General features: G+C 61.5%; 23 protein-coding genes. 9 read left to right on the top strand and 14 right to left on the bottom strand.

What is annotated here, in order from left to right:
• Positions 1-16 precede the first annotated feature (16 nt).
• Together HGQ17_RS07715 and HGQ17_RS07710 are read left to right on the top strand one after the other, a co-directional pair.
• Complete coding sequence (locus HGQ17_RS07715) at positions 17-925, top strand: dihydrodipicolinate synthase family protein (protein WP_211090527.1); 909 nt, start codon at positions 17-19, stop codon at positions 923-925.
• The gene (locus tag HGQ17_RS07710) at positions 922-1863 is read left to right on the top strand and encodes a DMT family transporter (protein ID WP_168887376.1); all 942 of its coding nucleotides are present in this window, start codon (positions 922-924) and stop codon (positions 1861-1863) included. The genes HGQ17_RS07715 and HGQ17_RS07710 overlap by 4 nt, the downstream gene beginning before the upstream one ends.
• Positions 1864-1869: 6 nt before the next feature.
• Here the strand turns inward: HGQ17_RS07710 and HGQ17_RS07705 are convergent, their stop codons facing one another.
• Together HGQ17_RS07705 and HGQ17_RS07700 are read right to left on the bottom strand one after the other, a co-directional pair.
• Positions 1870-2013, bottom strand: coding sequence for a hypothetical protein (locus tag HGQ17_RS07705; protein WP_168887375.1), 144 nt, complete (start codon positions 2011-2013; stop codon positions 1870-1872).
• A gap of 323 nt (positions 2014-2336) precedes the next feature.
• Positions 2337-3902, bottom strand: coding sequence for an MFS transporter (locus HGQ17_RS07700; protein WP_168887374.1), 1566 nt, complete (start codon positions 3900-3902; stop codon positions 2337-2339).
• Between the two features lie 252 nt (positions 3903-4154).
• Here HGQ17_RS07700 and HGQ17_RS07695 point away from each other — a divergent pair, with 252 nt between their 5' ends.
• On the top strand, positions 4155-5138 hold the full coding sequence (locus HGQ17_RS07695; RefSeq protein WP_168887373.1) for an MsnO8 family LLM class oxidoreductase: 984 nt from the start codon (positions 4155-4157) through the stop codon (positions 5136-5138).
• A 3-nt stretch (positions 5139-5141) separates the two neighbouring features.
• On the top strand, positions 5142-6206 hold the full coding sequence (locus HGQ17_RS07690; RefSeq protein WP_168887372.1) for an FAD-dependent oxidoreductase: 1065 nt from the start codon (positions 5142-5144) through the stop codon (positions 6204-6206).
• A 10-nt stretch (positions 6207-6216) separates the two neighbouring features.
• Here HGQ17_RS07690 and HGQ17_RS15865 read toward each other — a convergent pair whose 3' ends face one another.
• From HGQ17_RS15865 to HGQ17_RS15700, 6 genes are all read right to left on the bottom strand, one after another.
• Positions 6217-6489, bottom strand: a complete 273-nt coding sequence (locus HGQ17_RS15865) for a type II toxin-antitoxin system RelE family toxin (RefSeq protein ID WP_407670763.1) — start codon at positions 6487-6489, stop codon at positions 6217-6219.
• Positions 6473-6712, bottom strand: a complete 240-nt coding sequence (relB, locus tag HGQ17_RS07685; RefSeq protein WP_168887371.1) for a type II toxin-antitoxin system RelB family antitoxin — start codon at positions 6710-6712, stop codon at positions 6473-6475. The genes HGQ17_RS15865 and relB overlap by 17 nt, the downstream gene beginning before the upstream one ends.
• Positions 6713-6819: 107 nt before the next feature.
• Complete coding sequence (locus HGQ17_RS07680; RefSeq protein WP_168887370.1) at positions 6820-7572, bottom strand: metallophosphoesterase family protein; 753 nt, start codon at positions 7570-7572, stop codon at positions 6820-6822.
• A 5-nt stretch (positions 7573-7577) separates the two neighbouring features.
• Positions 7578-9248 (bottom strand): ABC transporter permease, encoded by a 1671-nt coding sequence (locus HGQ17_RS07675; protein WP_168887369.1) that lies wholly within the window; start codon positions 9246-9248, stop codon positions 7578-7580.
• A 14-nt stretch (positions 9249-9262) separates the two neighbouring features.
• Positions 9263-10366 (bottom strand): extracellular solute-binding protein, encoded by a 1104-nt coding sequence (locus HGQ17_RS07670; RefSeq protein ID WP_211090525.1) that lies wholly within the window; start codon positions 10364-10366, stop codon positions 9263-9265.
• A gap of 39 nt (positions 10367-10405) precedes the next feature.
• Positions 10406-11473, bottom strand: coding sequence for an ABC transporter ATP-binding protein (locus tag HGQ17_RS15700; RefSeq protein WP_211090524.1), 1068 nt, complete (start codon positions 11471-11473; stop codon positions 10406-10408).
• Between the two features lie 698 nt (positions 11474-12171).
• On the opposite strand from HGQ17_RS15700, the gene HGQ17_RS07660 reads away from it, so the two are divergent.
• Both HGQ17_RS07660 and HGQ17_RS07655 read left to right on the top strand, forming a co-directional pair.
• Positions 12172-13014: a hypothetical protein gene (locus tag HGQ17_RS07660; RefSeq protein ID WP_168887368.1), complete on the top strand. Its 843-nt coding sequence runs from the start codon at positions 12172-12174 to the stop codon at positions 13012-13014.
• A 596-nt stretch (positions 13015-13610) separates the two neighbouring features.
• Positions 13611-14603, top strand: coding sequence for a virulence RhuM family protein (locus HGQ17_RS07655; RefSeq protein WP_211090523.1), 993 nt, complete (start codon positions 13611-13613; stop codon positions 14601-14603).
• 174 nt (positions 14604-14777) lie between these two features.
• Here the strand turns inward: HGQ17_RS07655 and HGQ17_RS07650 are convergent, their stop codons facing one another.
• The 3 genes from HGQ17_RS07650 to HGQ17_RS07640 form a co-directional block, all read right to left on the bottom strand.
• Positions 14778-16256, bottom strand: a complete 1479-nt coding sequence (locus HGQ17_RS07650; protein ID WP_168887366.1) for a sodium/glutamate symporter — start codon at positions 16254-16256, stop codon at positions 14778-14780.
• 112 nt (positions 16257-16368) lie between these two features.
• Complete coding sequence (locus HGQ17_RS07645) at positions 16369-17037, bottom strand: response regulator transcription factor (protein WP_168887365.1); 669 nt, start codon at positions 17035-17037, stop codon at positions 16369-16371.
• Positions 17038-17047: 10 nt separating this feature from the next.
• Positions 17048-18268 carry a sensor histidine kinase gene (locus tag HGQ17_RS07640; RefSeq protein ID WP_168887364.1) on the bottom strand — a complete coding sequence of 407 codons (1221 nt, stop codon included), beginning with the start codon at positions 18266-18268 and terminating at the stop codon, positions 17048-17050.
• A gap of 178 nt (positions 18269-18446) precedes the next feature.
• Here HGQ17_RS07640 and HGQ17_RS07635 point away from each other — a divergent pair, with 178 nt between their 5' ends.
• Entirely contained in the window at positions 18447-19319 is an 873-nt protein-coding gene (locus tag HGQ17_RS07635; protein WP_168887363.1) for a DUF308 domain-containing protein, read from the top strand.
• A gap of 440 nt (positions 19320-19759) precedes the next feature.
• Positions 19760-20866 carry a hypothetical protein gene (locus HGQ17_RS07630; protein WP_168887362.1) on the top strand — a complete coding sequence of 369 codons (1107 nt, stop codon included), beginning with the start codon at positions 19760-19762 and terminating at the stop codon, positions 20864-20866.
• A gap of 33 nt (positions 20867-20899) precedes the next feature.
• On the opposite strand, the gene HGQ17_RS07625 is transcribed toward HGQ17_RS07630, so the two are convergent.
• The 3 genes from HGQ17_RS07625 to HGQ17_RS07615 form a co-directional block, all read right to left on the bottom strand.
• Complete coding sequence (locus tag HGQ17_RS07625; RefSeq protein ID WP_168887361.1) at positions 20900-22732, bottom strand: DUF2075 domain-containing protein; 1833 nt, start codon at positions 22730-22732, stop codon at positions 20900-20902.
• On the bottom strand, positions 22719-23042 hold the full coding sequence (locus HGQ17_RS07620; RefSeq protein WP_168887360.1) for a nucleotide pyrophosphohydrolase: 324 nt from the start codon (positions 23040-23042) through the stop codon (positions 22719-22721). The genes HGQ17_RS07625 and HGQ17_RS07620 overlap by 14 nt, the downstream gene beginning before the upstream one ends.
• A gap of 145 nt (positions 23043-23187) precedes the next feature.
• Positions 23188-23616 carry a helix-turn-helix domain-containing protein gene (locus HGQ17_RS07615; RefSeq protein WP_168887359.1) on the bottom strand — a complete coding sequence of 143 codons (429 nt, stop codon included), beginning with the start codon at positions 23614-23616 and terminating at the stop codon, positions 23188-23190.
• Between the two features lie 153 nt (positions 23617-23769).
• On the opposite strand from HGQ17_RS07615, the gene HGQ17_RS07610 reads away from it, so the two are divergent.
• Positions 23770-24537: a hypothetical protein gene (locus HGQ17_RS07610; protein ID WP_168887358.1), complete on the top strand. Its 768-nt coding sequence runs from the start codon at positions 23770-23772 to the stop codon at positions 24535-24537.
• Positions 24538-24775: the final 238 nt, after the last annotated feature.

Genomic DNA, 24775 nt, shown 5'->3' with positions numbered 1-24775 from the left:
ACCTTCAGGAGGCATTATGTTCACTGGGCTCAGCGCCTTTCCGCTTACTCCCCTGACCGATGATTCGGTCGATGAAGCCGCGTTCACCGCCCTGGTGCAGCGCCTGCCCGCCGCCGGGGTCGATTCGATCACCGCTGTGGGCTCCACCGGCTCCTACGCCTACCTCAGTGCCGCCGAACGCGCCCGGGTGATCCGCCTGGCCGTTGAGCATGCCGGTCAGACCCCGGTTTTCGCCGGGATCGGTGCACTGCGCACCTCCCAGGTGCTGGCCCAAGCTGAGGCCGCCCAGTCCGCAGGCGCCCAGGCCCTGCTGCTGGCCCCGGTGAGCTATCAGCCGCTGACCGACGACGACGTCTTCGAACTCTTCCGCACGGTCACCGCCGAGGTTTCGGCCCCGGTGATCGTCTATGACAATCCCGGCACCACTCGGTTCACCTTCAGCACCCAGCTCTATGCCCGGATCGCCCAGCTGCCGCGGATCGCCTCGATCAAGATCCCGCCGCCGTCCACTGATCCGGATGCTGCCCGAGCCCGAATCCAGGAGGTCCGGGATGCGGTGCCGGCCGGAGTCAGCATCGGGGTCTCCGGGGATGCGGCTGCGGCCACTGGGCTGCTGGCCGGGGCTGATGCTTGGTATTCGGTGATCGGCGGGACCCTGCCGGATCCTACGGTGGCCATCACCCGCGCAGCCCAGCGGGGTGAGACCGAGCAGGCCCTGGCGCTTTCGGAGCATTTGGCCCCGCTGTGGAGCCTCTTCGGTGAATTCGGCAGCCTGCGGGTGACCGCCGCGGTGGCCGAGCAGCTGGGTCTGGCGCCTAAGAACTGTCTGCCCCTGCCGATCCTGGGGCTCGACGACGACGCCCGGGCCCGGGTCGCTGAGGCCCTGAAGCTGATTGAGCAGAACCAGAATGAGCAGGTGGTATGACCCAAGAGGTGAGCCGCCCGGCCCTGCTGCCGATTGTCGCGATTATTGCCACGGTGTTGATGTGGGCCTCGACCTTTGTGCTCATCCGCTGGTCAGCCACTGATATCTCTCCGGGGCCACTGGCCCTGATCCGGCTGCTGGCCGGTTCTGCAACCCTGACCCTGTTGATCCTCTGGGTCCGACGGGGTCGCCCCCGGATTCCGCGGGGCCGGGGCCTGGCGATGACTGCTGCCTTCGGGGTGATCTGGTTTGCGGTCTACACCCTGGTCTTCAACTGGGCAGGGCATTTCCTGGATGCCGGGACGGTGGCCATGGTGGTCAACCTCGCCCCGCTGATGGTCGGCGTAGGGGCTGTGGTCTTCTTCAAGGAGGCCTTCTCCCGGAAACTGTTCATCGGGATGCTGATCTCGCTTTCGGGGATCGGGTTCATCACTATCGCCGGCAGCACTGGGCAGCTGGCCATGGCGGGGCTGCTGATCGCCCTGGTGGCTGCGATTCTCTATGCCGCGGGCATGATGGTGCAGAAGCTGGCCCTGCGGGATGTGGATCCGCTGACTGCGACCTGGTTGGGCTGTACGGCCGGGGCGATTGCGGTGCTGCCCTTCCTGGGTCAGACCGTTGGGGAGTTCAGTGAGTACAGCACCGGCACCATCATCGGGGCGATCTATATGGGCATCGGCCCCACCGCCCTGGGCTTCTGGTTCTGGGGCTATGCCATGAACCACTTCCCCACCGGCCGGGTGGCCTCGGCGACTCTGGCCGTACCCGCCGTCGTCGTCGTGATGTCTGCCTTGACCCTGCGGGAGATCCCGCCGCCGCTGGCGATCCTGGGTGGGGCGATCTGCCTGGGCGGTGTGGCGGTGGCTCAGCTGCGCCGGCCCAAACGCCGCAGCCGCCCGAAAGCCACCACCACCCCTGAGCCAGACACTGCCGCCTAGCTCGAGCTACCGAACGCCTTTTGCCAGGGTGACTCGGGCTGCCTCGCGCAACCACTCCAACTTTTCCGGTGTCGCCGACGACTCCAACTCCTCCAGCTCGTAGGCCTCAAGGACTTCCTTCTCGTAGTCGTCCAGCTTCATCTCACTCACCACCTTCTCTCTCGCTGAGTAGCCAGCCACGCACGCCATGTCACCCCATGCGACAAAGGCACATCAGACCGCAGAAGTGACTACTGCACCTAAAGTGAGAGGGGTTCCACTTGGGGCATTTTCCTCAAATGCACACAAATGCACACTCTCATTGTGCATTTGGTTGTTTATTTGTTCATTACTGCAGGACCCTGTTCACTCTGCAGGTGCGTGTTTCATCCTGCACAGTGCATAAGCACCTGCAGAATGCAACGTGCCGCGGGGCGGAGGCTGCCGGATGACATCCAGCCCGCCCGCTGTGCAACGCTCTACTGCACGGTCGATTACTGCACGGCGGGGCCGGCGCCTTCCTTGGCGTCCTTCCGCAGGAGGAAGAACACGGTCATCGCCGCGGCAAGCACCACGGTGGCGGCCACGAGGCTGGTCAGCTGTACACCCGAGATGAAGGATTCCTGGGCTGCAGTCCAGAGGCTCTGGCCCAGTGCGCCGGGCAGGGCCTCGGCCTGTGATTCGGCCGCGGCCAGGGTCTCGGAGGCCGCACCCACAGTAGAGGAGTCAACCTCAGCCGGGGCGGTGACCTCCAGCTGGATCCGGTAGCCGGCGCTGAGCACACTGCCCAGTGCGGCCACACCGAGTGCGCCGCCGAGCTCATAGGCGGTCTCGGAGATCGCCGATGCCGCTCCGGCCCGGTGCGGCGGGGCAGCAGAGAGGATCGCATCATTGGTCAGGGTCTCGGCCAGTCCGGTACCCAGACCCAGCAGGGTGAAGGCCACCAGCACAAAGATCACACCATCGGAGACCGGCAGCTGGGTCAGCAGAATGAACCCGGCGAAGGTGAACAGCATGCCGGTCAGGATCACTGTGCGCAGGGCCAGCCGTTTGGCCACCGGGATGACCACAAAGCTTGCCACCACTGAGACCAGCAGCCCGGGCACCAGGGCCAGGCCGGCTTCCATGGGGCTCATCCCGTAGCCCAGCTGCAGCAGCTGGGCGAGGATGAACAGGGAGCCGACCAGGGCGAAGACCAGCATGAAGTTGGCGGTGACCCCGGCGCGGAAGGTCCGCACCGAGAACAGGGAGAGGTCGATCAGGGGGTGGGTCAGTCGCTGCTGGCGGCGGATGAACCACACGGCAGTCAGCGCACCGAGCACCAGCGTGGAGATCGCGACGGCGGAGATCTCGCCCTGGGCCAGTTTCTTGATGCCGTAGACGCTCAGCAGCATCGCAGCCAGGGAGAGCACCACGCTTGTAGCGTCAATCCGTCCCGGTGCCGGGTCCTTGGATTCGGGGATGAGGATCCGCACTGCGATCAGCAGCAGGGCCATAATCGGCAGGTTGATCAGGAAGACTGATCCCCAGAAGAAGTTCTCCAGCAGCACCCCGCCGAGGATGGGCCCGAAGGCCGCACCGGCGGAGAAGGCTGAGGCCCAGACGGCAATCGCGATCACGCGTTGACGCTGATGGACGAAGAGGTGCCTGATCAGCGCCAGGGTGGAGGGCATCAGGGTCGCCCCGGCCAGGCCCATCAGGGCACGGGCGGCGATCAGCATCTCTGCGGTGACACTGAAGGCGGCAATAGCGGAGGCCAGACCAAATGCTGCTGAGCCGATCAGCAGCAGACGACGACGCCCGATTCGGTCACCGATGGATCCCATGGTCACCAGGAATCCGGCGATCATGAACCCGTAGATATCCACGATCCACAGCAGCTGGGTGCTGCTGGGGTCCAGGGCGGCGCTGAGGTGCGGGATGGCGAAGCCCAGCACGGTCATATCGATGGAGATCAGCAGCACCGGCAGGGCAAGGGCAGCCAGCCCCAGCCATTGGCGCAGGCCGGCCCGGGGTGCATCGATCTGTTGGATGGGCGCAGTTGGGGACTGCGTTGACATTGTCGTTCTCGACTTTCGTGACGCGTACGCGGGACGGCGGGGCGCAGCGGTCTCACACGAATTCCTGCTGCCTGGGGCAGATCGGCAGCGAACCGTCCTTCCGGAGCTCAACTCCGGCGACATCCATCGTAGCAAGCAAAGATTACGTTTGTAAGGTTTACTGGGTGTGAGCTTTGGCACGGCGCCCATTGAGCAGCTCCGCTGCGGGTCTCGTCCGGAATCAAGTGGGCGCCCACTGAGTTGACCAGGACTGTGAGGCTTTCTCTGCTTGACCGGTCCCGGACCCGGACCGGCTATCCCGAGGCTGCGGCCCTGCAGCATTCCGTTGAGCGGGCGGTGGCCGCTGAGCAGCTGGGTTATCACCGGTTCTGGGCTGCGGAGCATCATGCGGTGCCGGGTGTGGCTTCCGGTGCGCCTGCGGTGCTTCTGGCGGCGGCCGGTGCGGCGACCAGCCGGATCCGCCTGGGTTCAGGTGGGGTGATGCTGCCGCATCACCAGCCGCTGGTGGTCGCCGAGCAGTTTCTGATGCTGACCGGGCTCTACCCGCAGCGGGTGGCTCTGGGGCTGGGCCGGACTCTGGGGTTCACTGAGCCGGTGCGCCGGGCCCTGCGCCAGGACTCCGATGATCAGCAGGCCTACGAGAACGACGTCGCCGAGACCCTGGCCTATCTTGCCGGCACCGCCGCGGTGACCGCTCGCCCTGCCGGGGGCGAACCCCCTGAGGTATTCCTGCTGGCTACCGGTCAGGGCATTGAGTCTGCGGCCCGGCTGGGCCTGCCTGTGGTGATCGGTGGTCCGGTCCTGCGGGAGCCTGAGCTTCCGGAGATGCTCACCCAGTATCGGCAGCAGTTCCGTCCCTCCTCTGCCGCGGATGAGCCCGCGGTGATCATTTCAGCGGAGGTCTATATCGCAGAGACCGACGACGACGCCCGGGATCTTGCTCTGCCGGAGGCTTGGGCGATGGCCCGCTCCCGGGAGACCGGGTCCTTTGGTCCCCTCGAGCCGGTGGAGGAGATCAGACAGCAGCGGTGGAGCCCGAAGACTACCCAGCGGGTGGAGAAGACCCTGGACCGCGGGTTTATCGGCACCCGGTCGAAGGTGCGCGCCCAGTTGGCTGCCCTGATGGAGGCCACCGAGGCCCAGGAGGTGATGGTCGCGACCTCAACCTATGACCGGGAGGCCCTGGCGGAGTTGGATGCGGAGACCGCTGATCTCATCCTCGGTGAGGGGCTTTAACTGATGACACCAGATACAGGCACGGTGTTCGACGTCGTGGTTTTGGGTGCAGGGCAGGCGGGGCTTTCGGCTGCCTTTCATCTGCAGCGCACGGGGCTGAAGTTCACGGTATTGGATGCCGAGATCGCACCGGGTGGGGCCTGGCGGCACCGCTGGGAGTCTCTGACCATGGAGACGGTCAATGGGATTTTTGATCTGCCGGGGATGGCGAAGCCGCCGCTGGATCCGCAGGAGCCCAGCCGGGAGGCGATTCCGCGGTACTTCGCCGAGTACGAGCGGCAGATGCAGCTCCCGGTTCAGCGGCCGGTGCGGGTGACTTCGGTGGCCCGGGTGGATGAGGATGCCCACGGCCTGCTCGAGGTTGAGACTGATCATGGGGTTTTCCGGACCCGGGCGGTGGTGAATTCCACCGGGACCTGGACGAATCCGGTGCTGCCGCAGTTTCCGGGGGCGGAGGATTTTCTGGGCCGGCAGCTGCATACCCGGGATTACACGGGGTTTGAAGAGTTCGCTGGTCAGCGGGTTGCGGTGGTCGGTGGTGGGATTTCTGCGGTGCAGCATTTGGAGGAGATCTCCCGGGTGGCCACGACCATGTGGTTCACGCGCCGACCGCCGGTCTTTCACACGGAGGGTTTCCGCCCCGAGGTAGAGGGCCGGGCCACGATTGAGAAGGTCACCGCTGCCGCTGAGGCGGGCAAGCCCACCGCCAGTATCGTCTCCTACACCGGGTTGGGCTGGACTGATTACGCCAAGGATGCCCATCGGCGGGGTGCTTTGGAGCGCCGGCCGATGTTCACCCGGATTGAGCCGCATGGGGTGCGTGAGGCGGATGGGAGTTTCAGCTCTGCGGATGTGATTCTGTGGGCCACTGGGTTCCGCCCTGCCCTGGGGCATTTGGCTCCGCTTGAGCTGTTCAATGAGCTGGGCGGCATCAAGGTTTCGGGCACGGAGGTGGTGGCTGAGCCGCGGGTGCATCTGGTCGGCTTCGGCCCTTCCCAGTCCACGGTCGGGGCCAACCGCGCCGGCCGCGACGCCGTCCGCCGCCTGCAGCGCCTGCTCACCCACTGATCATGAGGAACTAGCGCTTATAGATGTCCCTGCGCGGACCTGCCTCAACAGCGACAATTACTAGGCGCTCACGCTGAACGTCCATGAGTACCCTGTATCCCCCCGCAATGCGAAGAGCCCATAATCCGTTGAGGTTTCCTGTCATGGGCTTGGCAATATCCGTAGGGTTATCGAGAGAAGCTGCCTCACGGAGTTTGGCAGTCATTCGCCTGACTACTTCTCGGTCGAGGTCCTTCTTGAACTGCTTGCGGACCCGTTCAGAGAGTTCAATCGTCCAGGCCAAGCTCTGCCTCTACCTCATCGAGTGAGTATGTCCTCTGGCGACCAGCCCTGATGTCTTCTACATCGCGCATAATCCCGTATTCATACTCCAACCGGTCCAGGCCAGAGGTCACAAGTTCGCGCAGATAGAAGCTCTTAGAACGCCCAGTCTCTGCCGCGAGCCGCTCAAGACGTTCATCAACTTCGCCGGGCAGCCGAATAGAAGTTGGGACAGTCGCGGACATGGGGATCACCTCGTCTCAAGACATGTGACTACACGTAGTTAGACCACTAGTGTCCCTCCGCAGGCCCCTTTCGACAAGTGCTGCCGCCCGCCGCCTGCAGCGTTTGCTCAGGCAGTGACTACGGGGAGGCGGCGGAACTCGATGCGGGGGTTGGTGTGGTTCTCCAGGTGCAGCAGGGCGAAGCCCTCTCCCCCGGGTTCGCCAGCCTTATGGGTGTGCACGCTGCCCGGATAGGCGATCAGCGGGCGGCTGGCCATAACCATCGGCTGGTGGACATGCCCCAGGATCCAGGAGTCATAACCGGCGGCATACAGAGTCTCCAGGGTGGTGGGGGCACAGGACCGGTTGCTCCACTGGCCCGTCAGCGATGTATGCAGCAGCCCCAGGTTCCACATCCCCTCAACAGGTTTGGGGTATCCGGCGGCCAGATCCCGCAGTTCATCCTTATCGCGTACCGCCTGACCGTGGACCGCGATCCGCCACTGCTCCCAGACCACGGTGCCGGGCCCTTCGAGCCCCAGCTCCCCCTGGCCTACCCACTGGGCGGAATCCGGGAGCCGAAGCCGGGCAGTCAGGGGTGATTCGACGTCGTGGTTTCCTCCGATCAGCGCGGCGGGAAGACCGGCGGCATCGAATCCTGCGAAGAGATCCTCAGCGATCTGCAGGGCCTGCTCGCTGTGGTCGTGGCGGTCGAAGATATCCCCTGCGCACAACACCGCGTCAGCTCCAGAGCCCAGGACCTCATCCTGCATGCTCGCGATCGCCTGGTAGGCCTCGGCCCGTGCCTGCTCGGCGGGGAGACCCAGCCCCTTGACCGGTGCCCCGATATGCAGGTCGGAGATCAGCGCTAGTGTTGTCATTTCTGTCAGCCTCGTTTCGCGAAGTAGCGGCGGCGAAGGGTGTCCACCAGGACCAGGACGGCGGTGGAGCCAAGGATTCCGATGACGGTCATGGCCATCGCCTCGGCCCGGAAGCCCTGGTCGAACTGGCTCATGATCCATGGGGACAGCAGCGGGTAGGAGCCCGGGCGCAGCAGTGAGGAGATCACCACTTCCCGGAAGGCCAGCAGCAGTCCCAGCAGCCAGCCGGCGAGGATGCCGGGCATCAGCAGGGGCAGGGTGACCCGGAGGAAGCTCTGGGCCCCGGTGGCCCCGGAGGTGGTGGCGGCCTCGAGGTAGCGGTCATCGATGGTGCTGCGGGAGGTTTTAACGTTCTGGACCACCATCGGCAGCAGCACCAGGGTGTAGCCCAGGACCAGCATGGCCGGTGAGTTATAGGGGGAGGCCGGCAGCCAGGGGGAGTTCCACAGGAAGATCAGCCCGATGGCCATCACAATGGTGGGCACTGTATCCGCCCCGACCGCCAAAAGATCAGTGCCGCGGCCGACCGGGTGGCGCTTCAACCGGGCTGAGGCCAGGGTCGCTCCGACCGCGAGCGCCGTGGCGGCGGTGGCTGCGACCAGGGCGAGCATGGCACTGTTCTGCAGGGCCTGTTGACCGCTGGGTGACTGCAGCACCAGGCCGAAGTAGTCGAAGGTGAGGTTCTCCAGGCTGATCGGCTGCGAGCGCAGCAGGGTCATCGCCCCCAGGAAGATCCCGGTGTAGGGGATGATGACGGACACCAGGGCAACGACGCTCAACCAGGCCCAGCCGGCCGTTGCCGCCCAGCGGCTGAGGGTGACGGTGGCACGGCGCCGGGCGCGTCCGCCGAAGGGCTGCTCGCGGCGGGAGATCCACTGCTGGATGACCCAGACTGCGCAGCCCAGCCATAGCAGCACACTGGAGAGCGCGGCGGCAGTGGGGAAATCGAGGGGGTTGATGGTCACTGACCGGTAGATCTCGGAGACCAGTACCGGGAAGCCGATCTGGTTGCCCAGGGTCACCGGGGTGCCGAATTCGCCGGCGGCCCGGATGAACACGATCAGCGCGCCAAGGGAGTAGGCGGGGGTGCACAGCGGCACCATGATGCGGCGGAAGCGTTGCCAGGGTGAGGCCCCGGAGACCGAGGCGGCCTCATCGGCACTGGCGGGAACAGCGTCGAGGTAGTTGCGCAGGATGAGGTAGAGGAAGGTGAAAACCTCGCTGGCCATCACCAGCGCCATCCCAAACGGGCTCAGGATAATGCTGCGCAGGGCGTCTCCGCCGGCATCACCGAGGAGCTGGTCGCCGAGCCCGTTGAACCGGGTGACGTCAATCCAGGCCAGGGCCGAGACATAGGGCGGGGTCATGAACGGCAGCATGACCACGACGTCGATCCACCGGTGGTGGCGCAGCCGCGTCCAGGACATCAAAAACGCCAGCGGGGTGGCCATGGCGGTGGCAATCGCCACGACCATGACACCGAGCAGGATGGTGTTGCCGAGGGTGCGCAGGTGGGTTGGGTCGGTGAGTTCCGGCAGCGCCGAGGGCTGGTCGCCGTGTCCGGTGACTGCGCGGATGAGCACCATCACCAGGGGTGCGGCCACACCGATGATCAGCAGGATCAGCAGGGGTGTGGCCGCGTTCCTGGCTCGGCGTTCGGGGGCAGTGAGTGCCATAGAGGGGGTTCGGCTCAGCTCAGGTAGCGGGAGACGAACTCGTCGAGGATGTCCTCGCTGTCGGCCTCGAGGGCGTCGAGGTCGTAGTCGAGGAGGTTGACGTCGTCGTAGTCGACGTTCTGGGCTGGCACCTCGGGCTGGGCGGGGATCATATTGTGCTCAGCGGAGGTGGCCTGTCCCTGCTGGGAGAGGAAGAAGTCGACCAGGGCCTCGGCGTTCTCCGGGTTGGGGGCGTCCTCCAGGATGAAGAAGGGCCGCGGGGAGACCATGGTTCCGGATTCGGCGAAGACGACCTCCAGGGCCTCACCGGCGTCGATGGCCGAATATGCGGAGTAGTCGACGCCGCCGAGGACCACCGCGTAGGAGCCTGCGGTGACGGCATCCAGTGCCGGGCCGTTGGCGCCCTGGACGTCCATGCCGTTGTCGAAGAGCGCGTCGAAGAGTTCCCAGGTCTCCTCCTCCCCCCAGGAGGAGACCATGGCGGCGATGAGGTCGCGGGCGGTGCCGGATTCGCGCGGATCGGGCATCAGCACGAGGTTTTCGAACTCGGGGTCGGTGAGGTCTTCCCAGTCGCTGGGGGTGGAGGGGGTGGCGTTGGTGTTGACGGTCAGGGCCAGGGCGGAGCCGTCGCGGCCGTAGAAGCCGTCACCGATCCAGTCCTCGTGGATCTCATCGGAGAATTCGGGGGTGTAGTCGGCGATGCGGCCTTCGGCAGCGTAGGCGGCGGCCGGTCCCCAGGAGGCGATGTAGACGACGTCGGCCTGGGGGTTATCCCATTCGGCGTCCAGGCGGGCGGTAATGGATCCGGTGGTATCGCCGTAGATTTCGACGTCGACGCCGGCGGCTTCGGTGAACTCCTCGGCGAGTTCTTCGTTCAGCCCCTGGGGGTTGGCTGCGTAGAGGGTCACGGAGCCTTCGAGGTCCTCGGGTGCATCCCAGGCGATCTCGCTGTCGGCAGCATCGGCGGCTGCGCCGGCGTCGTCGTTGTTTCCGCTGTTGTCACCGTTGCCGTTGGTGTCCTCCACCGATCCGCAGGCGGTGAGCAGCAGGGCGGTGGTCAGGGTCAGGGCTCCGATAATGCGCAGGCGGCTGGTGGACTCATTCAAGGTTGCGGGCACAGGTGTTCCTTTCGGGAGGTGTTCGAAGAATGCGAGAGATTAGGTCAGTTGCAGCAGGTGGGTGGAGTCCACGCTGAGCCGGATGGGGGCGCCCGGCTCGTAGCGGTCGGGGGATTCCACCAGCCAGGGGTCGGTGCCGTGGACCTTGCAGCGGATGAGGTAGCGGCCGCCGGTGTAGATGCAGGAGAGCGTTTCGGCATCCAGCTGCAGTGCTCCGGGCAGCCGCACCGGTTCGATGGCGGGTGCGTGGGTCAGGGCCCCGGTGATGGTGACGTTCTCGGGCCGGACCCCAGCGATGGTTCCTTCAGTCTGGGACCAGCCGGCGGGCAGGCGGTTGAACCGCCCGACGAATTCGGCCACGAACTCAGTGGCGGGGTTTTGGTAGAGGGTCTCGGGGGTGTCGAACTGTTGGAGGACACCGGAGCGCATGACCACAATGCGTTGGCTCACGGCCATGGCTTCTTCCTGGTCATGGGTGACATACAGGGTGGTCAGGCCCAGCCGGGTGGTCAGTTCCACCAGTTCCATCCGCAGTTGGGTGCGCAGGGCGGCGTCCAGGGCGGAGAAGGGTTCATCCATCAGCAGCAGTTCGGGTTCGGCGACGACGGCGCGGGCGATGGCGACCCGCTGCTGCTGGCCCCCGGAGAGCTGGTGAGGCATTTTCTGGGCGAAGTCACTCATGCCGACCCGGGCGAGGGCCCCTTCCACCCGGGGCAGGATTGTTTTCTTGGGCGCACCGGAGACCCGGAGGGGGAAGGCGACGTTTTCGGTGAGCGAGAGGTGGGGCCAGAGGGCGAGGTCCTGGAAGACCATTCCGATGCGCCGCCGGTTGGCTGGTACGGGTTTCTGACCTGGGGCGGAGACGGTTCGTTCGCCTAGCGAAATCGTGCCAGTATCTGGGGTTTCCAGTCCGGCCAGGCAGCGCAGAAGGGTGGATTTCCCACATCCAGAGGGGCCGAGGATGCTGACGAATTCTCCGCGCTGGATGTGCAGGTCGATGGGCTGTAGGCCCGTGCCATCGCTGAAAACGCGGGAGACGCCCGAGATGGTTACCTCGGTGCCTTCCACTGGGGTGGCCTGGACCGGGGTGGGGGCTGTCTGTGTCACGGTGTCAGCGTATGGAAGCCGGGTAAACCGCGGGGGAACACTGGATGAACTGCCGATGACTGCCTCTGACTACACGTTTCCACACATGAAGTCATCACAGGCTGGACGGTTGCCGAGCGTCACACCGCGATGATAAACCTAGTTACGCGCAGATAGAAATCATTTGGATGAACCAAACTAAAATCTACGTAAAGCAAGATGAATATACTCAATAAGGTTGTGAGTTACGATTATGTTTAAGAGTCTCAAGCGCACTGCAGCAGCATCCGGCGCAGCACTGGGTCTGGCAGGCATTTCACTATTTGCTGCGGCTCCCGCACAGGCCGGCCCCTACGACAACTGTGACCACCACCCCATTGGCTGCGTCCCTGAGAGAGAGATTAAGGACACCGGGGGCAAGGCTGCACTGACCACAGCTGCCGGCTGCGCAGTGACCACGCTTCCGGGCTTGGCGGGAGGTCCGGGGGCATATGGCGGATACTTTGCAGCGTGCAATGGCGGAGCCCTCATCACGTACCTCGGCACTCAGTAGTCAGTCACCAGTGAACGGACGCTTTGCCCTGCTCCTGTCGCCAGGGGCGGGGCAAAGTTGTGCCTAGGCGCTCAACGCCTCTGGCGTCGTCGTTCTATAACTACGGGCGAGCCGGTCAGTCCTGCTTCCACCATCCCTGGGCCGGATCTCGGCTAGCCTCGTCACCATGACTTTCACCTACCCCCCTGTGAAGATGTCCGCCCTTGGTGTGTTGGCAGTCGGCTCTCTAACGCTGGCTGCCTGCGGGAATGGGGGTGGGGGTAACGGTGGCGGCGATACCCCTGAACCCCCGGAGCTCAACGAGTTGGTCGACAGCATGGAGAGTGCCGTGGCAGACCAGAAGTCTGTGGCCTACAGCGCAGATGTGAATATGGACCAGGACCCCACCGGTGGCCTGATGACCGCCCCCGGTTCAGACCGCGCGGAGATCACCACGGAGATCGAGGGCGAGATCCAGGGTACTGCTCGCCTGGATGTCGACTACGACGTGCTGGTGGATAGGTCACTGCTGCACGAGGGGCGCATCTACGCTTCTGGCCAGACCTTGGCCGATTGGGAGGAGGCTGACCCCTACCCGGGCTTCGACACTGACAGTTTCCGCGAGGATGTAGATGGTCTGTGGTTCGATGTCACCGAGGAGGTGGCCGGTGATCCGCAGTACTTCACCAGTATTAGTGAAGCCTTCGACAACGTCTTCACCGAGATGCGCAGCTCAGGGATGCTCGATACCTCTTTCGATGCCGAGACTGGTGAGCATGATGGTGAGGATGCCTGGGTCTACACCTACAGCGACGACGACGGCGCCGCCGAGATCATCACCACCGCCGATGAGGATGAGCCCCTGCTGCTGCGGTATGCGGTGAACCTCGATGACGGCGCCCAGCACGTGGAGATCGACTTCACCGACTGGAACGAGGCCGAGATTCCGGAGGCACCCGCCGAGGATTCCCTGCGCACTATGACTGACCTCGATGATCTCTACGTCGAGCACGACTCCGGCGGCTTCTAAGCCAGCCCACTAGAACCTGCTGATCCCGCGCTGAGACACTGACCTTGCCCCGGCGCGGGATCATTCAGTTAACCGGCTGCTCGGCCGGGCGGGAACGCAGTCATCGACCCCTCGACACTTGGGGTATGACTGGTCATACTTCTGAGTGTGCAGTCAGCTAATTCTGCCCCCGAAGATGCCCACCTCACTCACAGGGCTAACGAGGCGATCGACAAGTTCGGGCAGCCGGGAGAACGGGTGTGGCTCGAGGCCGGTCGAGACACTGCATTGAAACATACGGAATGGGATTCCAAGGATTCGACAGAGTAACTCCGTGGACCGCCTCTATTCCTGGCCCCGCCTCAGTTAATCGGCTGCTCGGCTGGGTCGTTCCACTTACCGGATCACGTGTGACATCGCTACATGTCGCTCGTCGTTACTGGCGGTAGGAGGCCATGTCGGCACTGGCCGATAGGCTGATGCGTGAATCACATAGCCGCTCGCTGAGGAGGCCAAGCACTGATGAGCACTGCTGCGCCTGACTGGATTGTCGCTGATTTGGAGGGGACGGAATGAGTCCTTCTAATGAGGTATCACGCTCTTCAGCCGCTGAGTATTTGACCTTCGTTGCCGCCACTGGTGGCGACGAGCAGAGCTTTGAGATGCGCTACGAGGACGAGAACGTCTGGTTGACGCAGAAGATGATGGCTGAGCTCTACGGGGTCTCGGTGCCCACTATCAACGAGCACCTCAAAAGGGTGTTCGATGACGGGGAGCTCAGCCAGGAGTCAGTTATTAGGAAATTCCGAATAACTGCTGCCGACGGCAAGAGCTACAACACCAAGCACTACAACCTGCAGATGATCGTGGCCGTTGGGTTCAAAGTGAACAACTCTCGAGCCGTCCAGTTCCGCAAATGGGCCGGACAGGTGGTGAAGGACTACACCATCCAGGGCTGGGTAATGGATGCTGACCGTCTCAAGAGCGGTCACATGTTCACCGATGAGTACTTCGATCGCCAGCTGGAACTCATCCGGGAGATCAGGGCCTCGGAACGGAAGTTCTATCAGAAGGTCACTGACCTTTACGCCACAGCCTTCGATTACGACCCAGCTGCTGCCACAACTCAAGAGTTCTTCGCCCTGGTGCAGAACAAGCTGCACTGGGCGACCCACAGGCACACCGCGGCGGAGCTGATTGTGGAGCGTGCCGATGCGGAGAGGGAAAACATGGGGCTGACCTCTTGGGCCGGCGCCCCGGACGGGAAGATCGTGCGCTCTGATGTTTCGATCGCGAAGAACTATCTCACACGCCAGGAGCTGGACTTCCTGCATCGGCTGGTGACTATGTATCTGGACTTTGGTGAGTTCCAGGCGAGCCGGAAGGTGCCAATGTCCATGCAGGACTGGGCCGAACGATTGGATGGGTTCCTGGAATTCAACGGGACTGAAATCCTGACCGGTCCGGGAAAGATCTCCGCTGAACAGGCGAAGCTGCATGCTGAGACGCAGTTCGACCGGTACCGGGTAATCCAAGATCGTAAGTACATCAGCGACTTCGACCGCTTCCTAGAGGAAATAGCCGAGACCAATGAGGGGAACAACAAATGAGCCGCATCGAGATCCCGGTTCTGCTTACCGACTGACTGGTCCCCAGTGCCGAGGAACTCCCACAGCTGATTGCTAAGGAGAATCTCAAGACGGGATAGACCTGGCCAACTTCTTCGACCGGTTCAAGGGTCTAGGTGAGCAGAAAGCACCTCGCGCCTGGCAGTAGTCAGACCCTCAGTTAACCGGCTGCTCGGCCGGATCGGTCCACTTCCCGGATTTCACGCCGCGGTGGTAAATCATGCCACTGGTCAGGGCAACGACGAACAGGATCGCCATCGGCACCAGGATCCAGAAGACGTTACCGGTGGCGAAGATGACCGGGATGGAGATAGCGGTGACCAGCCCGCCGCCGAAGAACGGTTCGAAGAACAGCTGTTTATACCCGAAGGCCTCCAGGGCTGGGGATTTGTCATCGGGGTCGGCCACCCGCAGCAGGGCCAGGCCGGTTGCGGTGACGCCCATGGACTGGCCGAAGTCGGCGATGCCGCGCTCAAGCCAGAAGGCGGGGATGATCCGCGGGGTGAAGTACAGCAGCATGAAGGTACAGAAAATCACTCCTGCCACCGAGAGGATCAGGAAGGTCTGCCAGTAGTCGGCGATGACCTGCAAAGAGATGGTGGCCAGGGCGGCGACGATCAGGATGTCCAGGGCCAGCCCCTGGATGCGCTTCATGGTCTCGTGGTCCAGCAGGTGGGTGTTGCCGGTGCGGTCGAGGATGACCTGGATGATCACACCACCGATCATCGCCAGCGGGAACAGCGGCACATAGCCCAGCAGGGTCATACCTTCGCCTTCGGCACCGGGCCAGACGGAGTCGGGCTGGCCCCACAGCTGGTCCTCGATCCAGATGAGGCCTTCCAGCAGCAGCCAGCCGAGGATGATGGCCAGTCCGACCACGGCCACATGCAGGGTCAGCGGCTCGATGGAGGCGGGGCGGGCGGTCATGCGGCCGGTGTGGACGGTCTCATCGTCGGAGTAGAGGCCGCGCAGCTCGGCGGGGGACTGCTCGGAGACATCCTTGATGACCCGGGTGCGGCCGGTGCGCACGCCCCAGTTGATCACCGCGATGCCGATCAGGATGGCGGAGACCAGGCCGACGGTGGCCATGGCCAGCGCCAGGTCGGTGGCCTCCGGGATGCCCATGTCCTCGAAGGCGGGCTGCATGCCGGCGGCGGTGCCGTGGCCGCCCTCGAAGGCGACCTCGATCAGTGCGCCGAACAGCGGGTCCACCCCGAAGAAGGGGGCCAGCACCAGCAGCCCCAGCAGGATGCCCACCACGTACTGTCCTGAGCCGTATGCCACTCCCACCGAGAGCTGCGGTCCCACCAGCTTGGCGGCACGCTTGGGGGAGGGGATCCTCGCACCCAGGAAGAGGGTCGCGAAGACCACGGAGATCAGCAACCCGGGAAGCATGCCCCAGACCTCGTAGATCTCATCGGTGAACAGTCCACCGTTGTCCAACCAGGACCAGCCCAGGGGTTCTGCGAGGAGACCGAGGACCTCGGGGCCGATCAGCAGACCGAGGAACCCGGCAATGATCGCACTAGGCAGGAAGAGTTTCTGGAACAGGCCGACCTTCACGCGGAGGTATTTGCCCAACAGCATCACTGCTGCCAAGAGCACGACGGCGAAACCCACTGATTCTGGACTCATGGGGCTAATGATCGCATCCAGACCTTGAGAACAGCGATTATTGGCCGGTTCTCAGACGAAGCTGAAGAACTTCAATCTCACGAGTGATCGGGTTCTTGTCTGTAGCCGCAGCCTACGTATCAACTTGGTCCAGCCGTGCTTGGGCAACCAGCACGGCCAGTTGGGCTCCCGAGTCGGCCCCTGTTTTGTTCATGGCTCGCCTAATAGTGCTCTTGACTGTCGAGGCGGAGATGAACAACTTCTTAGCGATTTCATCGTAGGTGTTGCCGGAGCCCACCAGCTGTGCCACCTCTATTTCTCGGGGGGAGAGCTCCTTCACCCGTGCACGGGCTGCTTCACAGAGGGGGTCGGTCTGTGGGGCGATGTAGCTGGCGATTAATCGAGAGGTCAGGACCGGAGAGATCATGGGGTCACCCTCGTAAGTCATTCGGATGGCCTCTGCTAGAGCGCTCGTAGCGTCGTTCTTCAGGAGGAAGCCGCTTGCCCCAGCCTCAAGCGCCCCGCGCATATAGGGGTCTGTGTCAAAACTGGTCACCGCCAACACTGCTGGCGGATTAAGACCATTGCGGATCTGACGGGTAGCTTCAACCCCATCCATATCCCCTTTGAGCAGCAGATCCATCAGCACCACATCCGGGCGCAAGGTACGCACTTTCTGGATTGCTTCTGCCCCGGTGGCCGCCCGGCCGATGACTGAGATGTCCTCCTCAGAACTCAGAATCCGCTCCAGAGAATCAAGAACTAACGTCTCGTCATCGACCATTACCACCGTGATGTGCACGCGAGGAAGTCTACCGGTCGGCTTCACTCCAGGGCAGAAACACGGTGAGTGTAAACTCGCCTCCCTCGGTTTGAATCTCTACTGATCCTCCGAGAAGTTCGGCACGCTCGCGGAGACCGACCAACCCTGTACCCGAGCCTCCTGAGAACTCGGATGCGGCAGCTATCTGGTTGCTGAAACGCAGGTGGACCCCTCGCTGCGGATCACCGGTGATTCCCATCTGAACCACGCGGTCATTGCTGTACCGGAGCGCGTTGGTCAACGCTTCCTGAGTAATGCGAAGAATGGTCCGCTGCAGAGCCGGGGGTGCTGAGGAGTATCCATCCAGAAGGATGTGAGTACGAACATCCAACCCTGAGGCTTTCGCGTCGTCGAGCATGATTTCCAGGTCTGGGATACCAGCGGGAGTCTGTGCAGGGGTCGAGGATGGGGCACCGGTCTCCCGCAGGGAGGTCAGCAGGGTTCGCAAATCAGCCAGAGCCTGGTCCGCATATCGACGGGTGGTGCGCAGCGCATCATCGAGTTGCCCATCCTCCCCGCGCTGCGCGGACTGCTCCAAGCTGCCCACCTGCAGTGAAAGCCCAGAGAGCCGGCCGGCCAGTGTGTCATGGACCTCGCGGGCCAGATCTTCTCGTTCACGTCGTCGGGCCAATTCATCAGAGAGCTGCTCACTGCTGTGCTGGGCCGACTGGGCCTGCGCCTCCGCTTGTTGGGCTGAATGGCGCTGGCGAGCCCATAGAGATATTCCCAGCACCAGGATCAGGCACAGCACGGTCAGGGAAGCCACCAATACCCGGCCAACCTGTTGATAGTCCTCATCCGGCCACGCGGACAGTCGGTAGAAGTGCAACCCGGCGTTAATCAGGATCACACCGAGCCCGGCCCCGGCCACCACCCACTGCCAACGCTTCCGACACCGCACGATCCAAACGGTCAACCCCACAGCCAACACGAAGGGATCGGTTTGCAGGATGATTGCCCCCACCGTTCCCGCGATGATGAGCACCAGCGGGGCTCGGCGGTACCACGGGAGAGTCAGCAGCAGCAGCATTCCCAGCCCCCCAGTCACAGCCCCTAAGTCGGTCAGCTCTTCGGTGTGCGGGTCAAGAGTAGAAGGGGAGGTCATTACTGCAGTCGCGAGGACAAAGAGTCCTGTGACCATCATGACGACGACGATCCCACTGGTGGCGAGCAGCCGCAGCACGGGATTGCGCCGGTTTTGGATGAGCATTCCCTCAGTTTACGGAGCGCAACACCTTCAACCTGACACCGGACCGGTCATCGAATAATGCCCGATCGGGCATGCATATCCACCTGATCCGTCGTTCCCTGGGCCAAGCAGATTCGAAAGGCTCGAAGAGCACATAGACGTGCATCACTCGTCACTCACAGAAAGAAGAGGTGCTCCCATGTCTAGTCCAACCCTCGAATCCACCACCGAGAACCACACTTCCACGAGGAACGCCCTCGGAATCATCGCCCTGATCACCGCCATCCTGGGGACGATTTTCGCCTGTGTCCCCGGCGCGCTGATTATCGGTTGGATTCTGCTGCCCATCGCTTTCATCCTGTCCCTGGCCTCCTTGTTCCTCCGGGGCAAGAAGCGAGGAGCCGGACTGGCCGGTCTGATCATCTCCATCATCGGGACGGTCATTGGCGTCATCGTGTTCCTGGCAGTCGTTTCCAACGCCTTTGATGAAGCTTTCGACGATGAGACAACCACAGATCAAGGCGCTGAAAGCAGTTCTGCAGAAAGCGGAGTCGATGAAGACGACACCGCTGCTGAGGCTGAGTCGTCTGCTGCAGCCGCAGTGGAGGAGGAAGATAGCGAAAACCCCGCGGAGGACTCGGAGCTTGGAACCCGTGACAACCCCTATCCGCTCGGTACTGAGATCTCCTCCTCGGACTGGACAGTGGTCGTCAATAGTGTGGACTTCGATGCCGACGCCGCCATCGCCAGTGAGAATCAGTTCAACGAAAGTCCTGAAGACGGTCACACCTATATCCTGGTCAACCTGACTGCCACCTATACAGGTGATGATCCTGACGGCGGGGAGCCCTGGGTGAGTGTCAGCTACGTGTCTCCGCAGGGCAACAGCTTCCGCCCCTCGGATCGTCCAGTCGTTGAGCCGGATTCCTTCGATCGCATTGCCACTCTTTTCCATGGTGCCTCTGAGACGGGCAACTTCGCTCTGCATGTCCCCGCAGAGGATGTTGAGAACGGGGTCCTGTCTGTGGAACCGGAGATGTTCGCGGATACAGCGTACCTGGCAGTCGACTGACCTTACGGAAATGCAGGCTGACCGTAATTGGCCCGTCTTCCGGGGATCTCCCCGGAGTTATTCACCTACCCTCCATATTGGGTGGTTACTGTGCGGCCATGGTGAACGGGACTGAACTTCTGCCCCGGCTGGGCACGGCAGCCGGGTTGTTCCTCTTGGTTGGGTGCGGATCTTCCTCTGGTGCCCCGGAAAGCAATCGCTCGGGGCCCTTAGATGGTGCCGATCTCCCCCAACAGGCGCTGACCGGCCAGCAGCTCGAGAGCGCTCTTCTGTCTGAGGAGGACTTCGACGTCGAGGTGCATCGGGATACTGATCCACTGGTGGGCGAACTGTTGTCAGTGAACCCAAGTCTCTTATTCGGTTTAGAGGCCCCCGATAGCGCGAGTCTCACCTCTGAACAGCAGAGTTGTTTGAATGCTCTGAACAGAGACAGTCGAGTAGTGAACACTTCATTAGACGCCTTGGCCCATGCCACCTATCGGTTTGATTCGGATAACCAAGTGATTGTGGCCCTGAGCTCTTCCTCAATTGATCCGCCGAACACAGCCTCGGCCTGGGCTGAACGCCTGGAGCCCTGCCAGGGCATTGACGAGGTTTTCGACGGCGATGACGTCCAGTTTCAGTTGCATCTCGAGGTCCTCGGTGATGATTACACCCAAGTCCGCGTGGAATTTTCCGACGACGACGTCGATGGCGCGGGGACTATCGGTGTTCACCAATTTGGGAACAATGCCTTAGTTCTGATGCATATCGACCAGGGAACAGGTGGAGAAGCTCCCAGTTTTGAAGAGGTCATGGAGATGCAGATTGAGTCGTTAGAGGGGCTCCATGTACTCGATGGACCCGATACCAAGGAGCCGACGGGTGAGCCGGTTTCTCGGCAGGAGGCCTACGCGGTGGCGAATACCCGGTTCGGAATGGATAACTACGAGTTGGATATGACGATCACACGCATTACTGAGGGGGAAGCTCCGGTCACCGAGACGACTCAGCGTATTGCCTACCCGAGGGTGGGAGACCGGACGCCATCCAGCAATTACACCGATTACGGAGCCCATCACGAACGCGTGGAAGGCCCACTGGGCGAATGGGAGTACTACCGGCCCGAACCTGGCCAAGGAGCGTACCTATATGAGGGGGATTGGCATGCCGGTAACCCCCGGCCGGCCGAAGGGACTGTGTCCAATAACGGCGCCTACCGGAGTTTGGCGGGAAGCCTAGAGCATGTCTGGCAGGACACCGAGGTGTTCGGTACAGAAGAGGGACTCCTTATTAGGTATTCAGGGCCCAGCAATCCGATGAGGCTCTCCTTAACCTTCGACTTCGGCGAGTCGGAGGAGTTCTCACTACACCCCTCAGAGGTGGATTTCGAGATTCTGGCGGATCCGGACACCCACTACATGGACCAGGCCCACCTGACGATCTACCACCCGAACAAGAAGAAACCCGAAACCACCTGGGAAGTCGAGTTGGACTACAGCAGCTACAACTCGACCCCCGAAATCGAACTCCCCGCAGAGGCCCAATCGCTCTTCGCCGAGGACTAAGAGGAGTCCTCGCTCATGCTCGGGGAGGAAAACTTATCTAATCGAGACTCGATCCGAAAAGTGCAGGTCAGTTCGGGAAAGCGACGTCATATACTCCCGCAGTGGCTCGTCACACACGTAGACGAAAGTTCCCAGACGTCCACGTGTAAGGAGGACGAAGTAGATGTTCAGAACCCACTGCAGAAGCTCTTCCTGCGTCCAGTCTCGGCCGTAGTATTTGTTACGCTCCATGCCCTTCTTGTCGAAGTAGTTAGAGCGATCAAACACAAGCCGCCCCGCTTCCTCGTCGAATCTCAGGTCTTTGCCGATGATGACTCCGGTGTAGTTGAGGTCGTAGCCCTGAAGCGTGTGGATCGAACCCACTTCCTCGAGGGAGCCTTCGGAGTCCACCCAGTCCTTGGCCCTACCGTTCCACCGTGCCTTGTAATCACCGATCTCAATATCGTATTCAGTCTTCCTGCCCTTGAGGCGGCTGATCCAAGGCCAGGCGAACCCCGCGGCCATTCGCGCCAGTCCAAATTCCTTGTCCCGCTGACGAATGGCTTCGTGCATCGCCCCGGGGTCATCGAATAATTTGAACTCATAGTCCCCGAAACTGGTCGGTTCCGGAGGTTCCGAACTAAGGAGCCGCTGCACATACTCGATGTAGTCGCCAGCTTGCTCCCCCTGGATTCGCATCTGGGAGATCAACTCGTGGTGTTTGGACTCCTCGTGTGCGACCTGCACCAGTCGATCAAGAATAGGCCTCGGCAGATCTGCCGGGCGTACACTTTGGGCACGGTCCAACAGAAGGACCTGGTGCTGACTCTGCGTTGTGACCCAATCGAGCTGCGTCTTAGTTTCCCAGCCCCCTGTGTTTCCGAACAGCTTCTGATTGATCTCAGCGAACTGCTTATTTCGGGTACCGGCCGTCTGGTTCGCACGCTGATTCAATCGATGAGACTCATCGACTACAAGAAGACTGAATTTTTCTTCACTCTTACCAACGGCGAAAGGGTCGATGACCATGTCTGCGCTGAGGTTCGGGATTCTGCGAAAGACGCGCTGAATCGATTCCCTCAGAGACTGCATGGGCACAACTAGGGCGATTCCCCGGCCCTGCTTTAGGAGAGATTCGATGGCTTTTCGGTTCTCCTCGATGAAAAACTCGGGAAACTCTGAGTCTCTACCGCTCTCATCAAGTAATTCGTCAGCTGGAGTCGCTGCAAGGTCCATCAAGAGCTTGATGAGGAAAACCGCGATGATGGTTTTCCCTGTACCAGGGCCCCCTTCCACCACCATGGGACCCAGTGACCGCTCACTCTCCAGCTCTCGCAAGATGATGTGCAGAATACTTTTGACCGCGTGCTCTTGGCTCGGCTCAAGGGACTTATACGGCGACAGCTTGAAGAGATCGTCGTTCTCGATCTCTTCAAGGCTGCGAGTGAAGACCCCATGCTCCCGAAGCTTTCTGAAGACTTCCTCGCGGAAGCGCCGCTGGTAGTTCGACCTCTGAAAGTAGTTGCGATCGATTATCCCGTCATTTCGGTTCAGGAGCTCATACCGGCCGTCTCCCGCCAGGTGCTGAATCAGAAAGGCTTCCAGATCCAATGCGGCAGGTTTATTGAATGTGCTGTCTAGGACAATCCGAGACTCCCTTGAACCTCTAGCTGTCCGCAATGACTTCTTGTCCTCTGAGGCATAGTGCTGCCCTACCCGTCTTGCAACATTGAGAGACTCCCCGACATACGCACGTTTCGTCTCCTCGTTACGGAGAATATAGACGGCCGGCCAGTTAGCAAGTCTCTTATCCCGAAAAGGAAGGGACGTCTCCGCCTGCTCGTCGAAGGCAAAGGAGAAGACTTTCAACTGATCACAGCCGGTCATACTTGGAACTCCTGCCCTTAGCCTTCTCCACAGGATATTTCTCCCCGGTCTTCACCAGTTTCTGCCTAACAATATCCTCGGGGTCGGCCCCAAGTCGGTCAGCTAGTAGGAAGCAATAAGTCAGCACATCGGCCAACTCCTCGACCACCTCGGCATCAGACGTGCGCTGACCCGACCATTGAAAGCACTCCAACAGTTCAGCGGCCTCAATCGAAATGCTCTTTGCGAGATTCTCCGGAGAATGAAACTGCACCCAATCACGGTTCTCCATAAAGGTTCGCAGTTCGTCGAAAATCACACTAGAACACATAGACTCACGCTAGCACCGCTTTGTGCATATCACGTGGTCAGGCGCGTTATTGCGAGCACCCAGGAGTAAGTCGGCTCAAGTACGCGCATGACAGCTGGCGGAATCAGGTCCTGACACCACTCCTTTAGTAAAATGCCCTGAATTGCTAATCGTTACTGACTGCAGCGGCAGGCACAATCCACTGGCTGCCGAGGCGGGCAGCGGGAATCGAACCGCGCTTGATTCTTGCCCGAATGTTCTGCGGACTGCTGCCCAGACGCTCGGCAGCCTCTGTCACAGATAGAAACGCGCCAGGCTCATCGATCATCCCCCCGGACTCATCAAACTCATTCGTGGGCATCACCTGAACACTCACGGTTTTCAGGTCGTTGACCAAGGCATCCTCTACATCCATGAGGGCAAGTTTCGTGGCACTGCGGAGGTCGAGCGCGCTTACCGTCAGAATCACCTGAGCACGACGACGAAGACTGGTAGTGACGACAACCCCCCTCCCGTCTACCTTTTCGATGACCCAATCAGCCTCATCCGCAGCAAGTTCGCGGCTAAGTTCCACCGTCGCGTTGTAGTCAGGCATGCTCATGCTCCTCGTGATGGGGGTGCCATCAAACTACAGGAGACGATAGCGATAACGCAACTATAACTAGATTCTAGCGTTGCGATACCATGGGGTGATGAATAGGTGATTCGATAGATACGGGACTGGAGATTCCATGGGGAGGTGTAGGTGATGGTGAGTTGGGATCACGCTTCGGTGTTCACCGGAGGTCGACTATCTGAAGCTGATATCGAGAAAGCTCTGACCTACCCCTATTGGAGCCCGAGGGCTTCGTTTCTCGTGAACCTTGATAGCCAGGGATACAGCGAGCTCTCGGATGCCGAAGCGGCTGCTTACCTGGCGGGGCGTAGACCTTGTTTGGCAATCGGCTCCAATGCATCTCCGGAGCAGTTGCTGTGGAAGTTCACCGGACATGTTCAAGATCCGTTATTGGTTGTTACACCAGTTCATCTTCATGGGTTCGATGTGGTCTACGCGAACCGGCTATCCCGTTATGGGGCCATACCGGCGACACTCGTTGAGTGCCCTGGTACTGCCGTCGCAGTTAAGCTGATTTGGTGTACCGATGAGCAGCATCAGTTGCTCAATGCCAGTGAGTCTTTGGGCACCGGATACCACCATGAGCATGTCCCTGTTACAGCTATTACCGCGAGTAAGCCGGTGCAGTCAGCGTTACAGGGTCAGACCAGCCTGGATTACTACAAGGCTGCTGCCGGTCCCATACTGGTCAATCAGGCCCCAGTGGCGTTGGAAGCGATCCGCGCAGAGGCCCGGGCTTGGCCAGCTGCCACCGAGCAAGAGATGCTGGCCCTATTGGCGGAACTGACGAATCATTCGAGCATCGAAGCCATGCTGGAAGTTGCCACCGCCGAGGGGGGTTCATGGGATAAGTTCAATCAGCAGCTGCAGGCTAGACCCAGCCACGATAAGGACCTCTAGCGACCGATCATCACCGTATGTAGGTTGAGTCGGTACGAGAAGTTGGTTGAAAGTTGGTGACCTAGTCTAATCACCCGGGGGGTCGGGCTAAGAAGAAGCCCGGAATGAAAAGCAAGTATGGTCGGGGTGACAGGATTTGAACCTGCGACCTCGTCCCGTCGATACCAGTTTGTGGGCTATTCACCGTTGAGCGTGGAGCCCTTGTTGGTGGGGGATCCTGCGGCGTCGGCGTGTCTGC

It is taken from the genome of Nesterenkonia sedimenti (genome assembly GCF_012641515.1).
In the GTDB taxonomy this organism is placed as follows: domain Bacteria; phylum Actinomycetota; class Actinomycetes; order Actinomycetales; family Micrococcaceae; genus Nesterenkonia; species Nesterenkonia sedimenti.
Note: the sequence above shows the minus strand (reverse complement) of the source record. Positions and strands in the feature narration are given on the sequence as shown.